Source organism: Spirillospora sp. NPDC000708, from assembly GCF_040299565.1.
In the GTDB taxonomy this organism is placed as follows: Bacteria; Actinomycetota; Actinomycetes; order Streptosporangiales; family Streptosporangiaceae; genus Spirillospora.
In genome coordinates, this window is sequence record NZ_JBEPCJ010000195.1 from 1 (window position 1) to 5,107 (window position 5,107).

A 5,107-nucleotide genomic window follows, 5' to 3' on the forward strand; every position below is an offset into this window, starting at 1 on the left:
GGGGGCGCGGCGCCACCCGTGGTCCGCGGGGTGTTTTGCCGTGTTTGGGGGTGGTTATTCGGTTATATTGGGGTACCGCCGCGCGGTCGCCCCGCGGGGGGGCCGGGCGGGACGTCCGCCGCCTCAGACCTCGCGCCTACGGGCGGCCACCGCGAGCAGCGCCGCGACCAAGGCGAACGCGGCGCCGATCAGCCAGACCGCGACGTAGCCGCCCTCGCCGGGGTCGTCCCGGCCGGCGGGCGCGGCGAGCAGCGTCCCGAACAGGCCGCCCGCGACCGCGCCGCCGACCGTCTTGACGTTGTTGTAGACGGCGGTGGCGACGCCCGTCCGGGACGGGTCGGACGCCTCGGCGATCACCGTCGGCATCGCGCCGAGCGCGGTGCCCAGCCCGAGGCCCATCAGGGTCAGCTCGGCGACCACCGCCCACAGCGCCCCGTGCGCCGCCGCGAACGCGACGAACCCGACGCCGACCAGCAGGAACGAGCCGATCAGCGCGGTGCGGTAGCCGACCTTCGCGGCGATCCGGGCGGTGCACGCGGACCCCGCGATGCTGGCGATCATGGCGGGCAGCGTGGCGAGCGCGATCGACAGCGAGGACAGCCCGAACCCGTAGCCGGCCTCGTCCCGGTCGGTGGCGAAGAAGGTGGCGTTCGGGGACTGGCCGCCGAAGTAGACCACGCCGAACGCGAACGAGGCGAAGTAGAACGGCGCGACGTGCCGTCCGGCCATGGCGCGCAGGTCCACGAGCGGCTCGGCGGTGCGCAGCTCGACGAGCGCCCAGACCGCGAGCAGGACCAGGCCCGCCAGGGTGGGGACCAGGACGCGCCCGCTGAGCCAGCCGTGGTCGCCGGCCGCCGACACCCCGGCGAGCAGGCCGAGGACGGCGAGGCCGAGCAGCACGACGCCCGGCCGGTCGACCCGTCCGGCGGCGCGGGTGACCGACTCCGGGATCGCGACCATCGAGACGGCCACGCACGCCAGCGCGAGCACGGCGGGGACGGCGAGGGCGATCCGGACGTCGCCGAAGATCTTGCCCGCCGCGCCCATCCCGACGGCGCCGAGCAGGCCGCCGAGGGTCAGCGCGCCGACCAGTCGGGCGATCGCACGCCGGGCGAGGCCGACGGGGAGCCGGTCGCGGATCAGCGCGATCTCCAGCGGCATCAGCGCGACGAGCGGGCCCTGCAGCAGGCGCCCGAGCAGCAGCACCGGGAAGGCGGGCGCGACCGCGCAGAGCACCGAGCCGGCCGCGACACAGGCCAGCGCGATCCGCAGCATCCGGCGGTGGCCGTGCAGGTCGCCGAGCCGCCCCAGGGCGGGCGCACAGACCGCCGCGGACAGCAGCTGGACGGACACGACGAGCGCGACGGCGGAGTCGGAGACGCCGAAGGTGTCGCCGATGCTCGGCAGGATCGGCGCGATCCCGGCCTGGAGGAACCCGCTGACCAGCTCGAAGAGCACCAGCAGGCCGACCACGGCGGTGACGGACCGCACCGGCGGCGCGCCCGCGTCCGGCGCGCCCGCGTCCGGCGCCCCGGACGCGGCGCCGGTGGCGGCCGTCACGCGTCCTCCAGGCGGCGCATGGCGAGCTCGGCCAGCAGCGCCGCCGCGTCGGGCAGGACGGCGTCGTCGTAGGCGGCCTGCGGGGAGTGGTTCATCGGCGCGGTGGCCGGCTCGCGATCGGCGGGGCAGGCGCCGAGCCCGATGAACGCGCCGGGGACCTGCTGGAGGACGAACGAGAAGTCCTCGGAGCCGGCCATCGGGCGCGGGACGTCGAAGACGCGCGCGCCGCCGAACAGGTCGCGGGCGGTGCCCAGAGCGAACGCGGCCTCGTCCGGGGCGTTGACGGTGACGGGGTACTGCTCGACGTAATCGATCTCGGCCTCGACGCCGTGGGCGGCGGCGATCCCGCGCACGGTGCGCTCGACGCCCGCGCGGACCCTGCGGTGCGCCTCCGCGGAGAACGACCGGACGGTGACGTCCATCGACGCGGTCTCGGGGATGACGTTCCCGGCCGTCCCGGCGTGGATCGAGCCGACGGTGACCACGGCCGGGTCGAAGATGTCCAGCTCGCGGGTGACCATCGTCTGGAGCGCGCCGACCATCGCGGCGAGCGCGGGCACCGGGTCCTTGGCGGCGTGGGGCGACGAGCCGTGCCCGCCCTCGCCGCGCACGACGACGTTCACCGCGTCGGACGCGGCCATCGCCGTCCCGCCGCGGCTGACGACGGTGCCCCGCGGCAGCGCGGTGGAGAACACGTGCAGGGCGTAGGCGGCGACGGCGCGCTCCCCCGCCGCGTCCAGCACCCCCTCGTCGATCATGATCTTGGCGCCGCCCATGCCCTCCTCGCCGGGCTGGAACATCAGCACCACGTCGCCGGCCAGCCGCTCGCGGCGCGCGGCGAGCAGCTTCGCGGCGCCGACGAGGCCCGCGACGTGCAGGTCGTGCCCGCAGGCGTGCATGCGGCCGGGGATCGTCGAGGCGTAGTCGAGGCCGGTGTCCTCCTGGACGGGGAGCGCGTCCATGTCGCCGCGCAGCAGCACGGCGGGCCGCCGGCCGTCCGCGCGGGCGGCGCCACCGCGCAGCACGGCGGTGACCGAGCTGAGGCCCTTGCCGGTGGTGATCTCCAGCGGCAGCCCGTCCAGCGCGGCGAGGACCTTCTCCTGGGTGCGCGGCAGGTCGAGGCCGAGCTCCGGCTCGCGGTGCAGGGCGCGGCGCAGTTCGGTCAGTTCTTCCCGCAGGTCAGCGGCATCGTCACAGACAGACATGGGGGTATGGTGCGGAAGCGGACCCTTTCCGCCCGGCTTCTGCCGGTATCCACCGCGAGAGGCCGCCCGGATGCCGACATCGACCACCCTCGACGAGCTCGACCACCTGCTCGTCACCGCGCTGCAGACCGCCCCGCGCGCCGACTGGCGGCGGATCGGCGCCGCGATCGGCGCGGACGCCTCCACCGCCGCGCGCCGCTGGGCGCGGCTGACCGGGGCCGGGCTGGCCTGGCTGGCGTGCTTCCCGGCCGCGGTCGACTGGCTGACCCCGGTGATGGCGTTCATCGAGATCGACTGCGTGCCGGGCCGGCTGCACGCGGTGGCCGCGGAGATCGCCGAGGACCCGCACGTGTTCAACCTGGAGCACGTCACCGGCGGCCGGGACCTGCTCATGACCGTGGTGGTCCGCGACAACGCGGAGCTCGCCCGCTATGTCGGCTTCCGGCTCGGCCGGCTGGACGGCGTCGCCGCGACCCGCACGCAGATCGCCACCACCCTGCACTCCGAGGGCAGCCGGTGGCGGCTCGACCGGCTCGGCCGCGAGCAGCGGGACCTGCTGGCGCGCGACCGCCCCCGCGGTCCGGGCGAGATGGGCGGGTGGGCGCTGCGCGCCGAGGACCAGGCGCTCGCGCGGCTGCTGGTGGAGGACTGCCGGCAGCCCGTCGCGCGGCTCGCCGAGCGCACCGGCCTCAGCCCGACCACCGTGCGGCGCCGCCTCGCCCGGATGCACGGCGGCGGCGCGCTGATGTACCGGTGCGAGGTCGCGCGGTTCCTGTCCGGCTGGCCGGTGACGGTGTACCTGTGGGGCGCGGCGCCGCCCGACGAGGTGGCGCGGCTCGCGGCCCTGCTCGCCGGGCTCCGCGAGACCCGGATGTGCGCGTCGCTGACCGGGTCGGACAACGTGCTGTTCGCCGTGTGGCTGCGGTCGGTGGAGCGCGTCCAGTCGTTCGAGACGGCGCTGCGGCGGCGCTTCCCGCAGCTGACGATCACGGACCGGGCGGTCGCGCTGTGGCAGGTGAAGCTCGCCGGCCAGCTGCTCGACCCGCAGGGCCGGCACCTGCGCACCGTCCCGTTCTGGACGTGGGACGACCCCGGCACCGAGGACGCGCTCGGCGACCTCGTCGCGCGGCTCCGAGAGGGGCCCGGCCCGTCCGCCGCCGCCCCCTGACGGGCGTCGTCGTTTATCGTGGTCTACCGTCCGCCACGCGCCCCGTCCCGTCCCGCCGCGGCGGGACGCGCGAGCCTGCGCCGTGAGCGGCCTGGCCAGGGAACTCCATGAGAAAGGCGGGGGCGTGACTCAGCGACGACCGCGGCTCTCGACCGACGACCCGGCGACGGAGGAACCGGCGGGCGGCGGCACGGGCGAGGTGCCGGACGACGTCACCGCCGCCGTGGAGCGGGTGCTGAGCGCGGCCGCGCTGCTGTGGAGCCGCGCCGACCAGGGCCTGGAGCCGGCGGTGTCGCCGATCCAGCTGCGCGCCGTGGAGGCGATCGCCCGGTTCGGCCGGCCGAACCTCGGCCGGCTCGCCGAGGAGCTCGGCGCGATCCCCTCGTCCGCGAGCCGGCTGTGCGACCGGCTGGAGGCCGCGGGCCTGGTCGTGCGGGAGAACGCGGTCGCCGACCGGCGGGAGATCATCGTCCGGCTGAGCAAGCAGGGCGAGCGGCTGTACTCGGAGCTGACCCGGCGCCGCCGGGAGGCGGTGCGCGAGGTGCTCGCGCAGCTGTCGCCCGCGTCCCGGGGGCGGCTGATCGACGCGCTCACCGAGTTCGACATGGCGCGCGAGCGGCAGGACGCGGGCGCGTCCGAGGCGCTCGGCTCGCGGACGGCCTGACCCCGCCGCCCGCGTCCCGCTCCCGCGCGCGCCGCCCCGCCGCACGCGCCGCCCGCAAGTACCGGAGGGAATTCCGGTGCTCCTCGACATCAAGTATTTGCCATGTGGCAAGCTTTTTGGCAGTCTTCCCCTGCGGTTCCCCGTCCCGGTCCGGACGGGCTGCGGAGGAACCATGCCCCCGGGAGGTGGACGGCCCGGACAACGAGATGGGGTCGCAATGAGCACGCACGGCCGCGCGGCCGAGGTCGAACGGACGCTGCGCACCGCCCCGGCGCATGCGCTCCCGGAGACGCTGGCCGCCCTCCTCCAGCGGGAGCTCCCGCGGATCCGCGGCGCCCGCCTGCTGGTGAACGACTACCACTCGCGCATCCTGCTCCCCGTCGAGCCCTTCCCCACCGCGCCGGGGGGGGCGGGCGGGGGGGGGGGGGGGGCGCCCGGGAGGGTGGAGCGGTCGGGGGCGGGGCGCCCGGTGGTTTGGCCGCGGCCCCGGGGGGTGGCCCGCCCCCCCCC

5 protein-coding genes are annotated in these 5,107 nt (G+C 76.4%); 3 read left to right on the top strand and 2 right to left on the bottom strand.

Annotated features, from left to right (window positions below; genetic code table 11):
- Nucleotides 1-123 precede the first annotated feature (123 nt).
- Both ABT299_RS52115 and ABT299_RS52120 read right to left on the bottom strand, forming a co-directional pair.
- A complete protein-coding gene (locus tag ABT299_RS52115) occupies nt 124-1,560 on the bottom strand; it encodes an MFS transporter (RefSeq protein WP_500255406.1) in 1,437 nt (478 codons plus the stop codon).
- The gene (locus ABT299_RS52120) at nt 1,557-2,765 is read right to left on the bottom strand and encodes a M20 metallopeptidase family protein (protein WP_500255407.1); all 1,209 of its coding nucleotides are present in this window, start codon (nt 2,763-2,765) and stop codon (nt 1,557-1,559) included. The genes ABT299_RS52115 and ABT299_RS52120 overlap by 4 nt, the downstream gene beginning before the upstream one ends.
- Nucleotides 2,766-2,835: 70 nt before the next feature.
- Here ABT299_RS52120 and ABT299_RS52125 point away from each other — a divergent pair, with 70 nt between their 5' ends.
- From ABT299_RS52125 to ABT299_RS52135, 3 genes are all read left to right on the top strand, one after another.
- Nucleotides 2,836-3,933 carry an Lrp/AsnC family transcriptional regulator gene (locus ABT299_RS52125; RefSeq protein ID WP_500255408.1) on the top strand — a complete coding sequence of 366 codons (1,098 nt, stop codon included), beginning with the start codon at nt 2,836-2,838 and terminating at the stop codon, nt 3,931-3,933.
- A gap of 124 nt (nt 3,934-4,057) precedes the next feature.
- Nucleotides 4,058-4,597, top strand: a complete 540-nt coding sequence (locus tag ABT299_RS52130) for a MarR family transcriptional regulator (protein ID WP_190865249.1) — start codon at nt 4,058-4,060, stop codon at nt 4,595-4,597.
- A 217-nt stretch (nt 4,598-4,814) separates the two neighbouring features.
- Nucleotides 4,815-5,107, top strand: a 293-nt coding sequence (locus ABT299_RS52135) for a hypothetical protein (RefSeq protein ID WP_500255409.1), incomplete at its 3' end; no start/stop codon positions are given.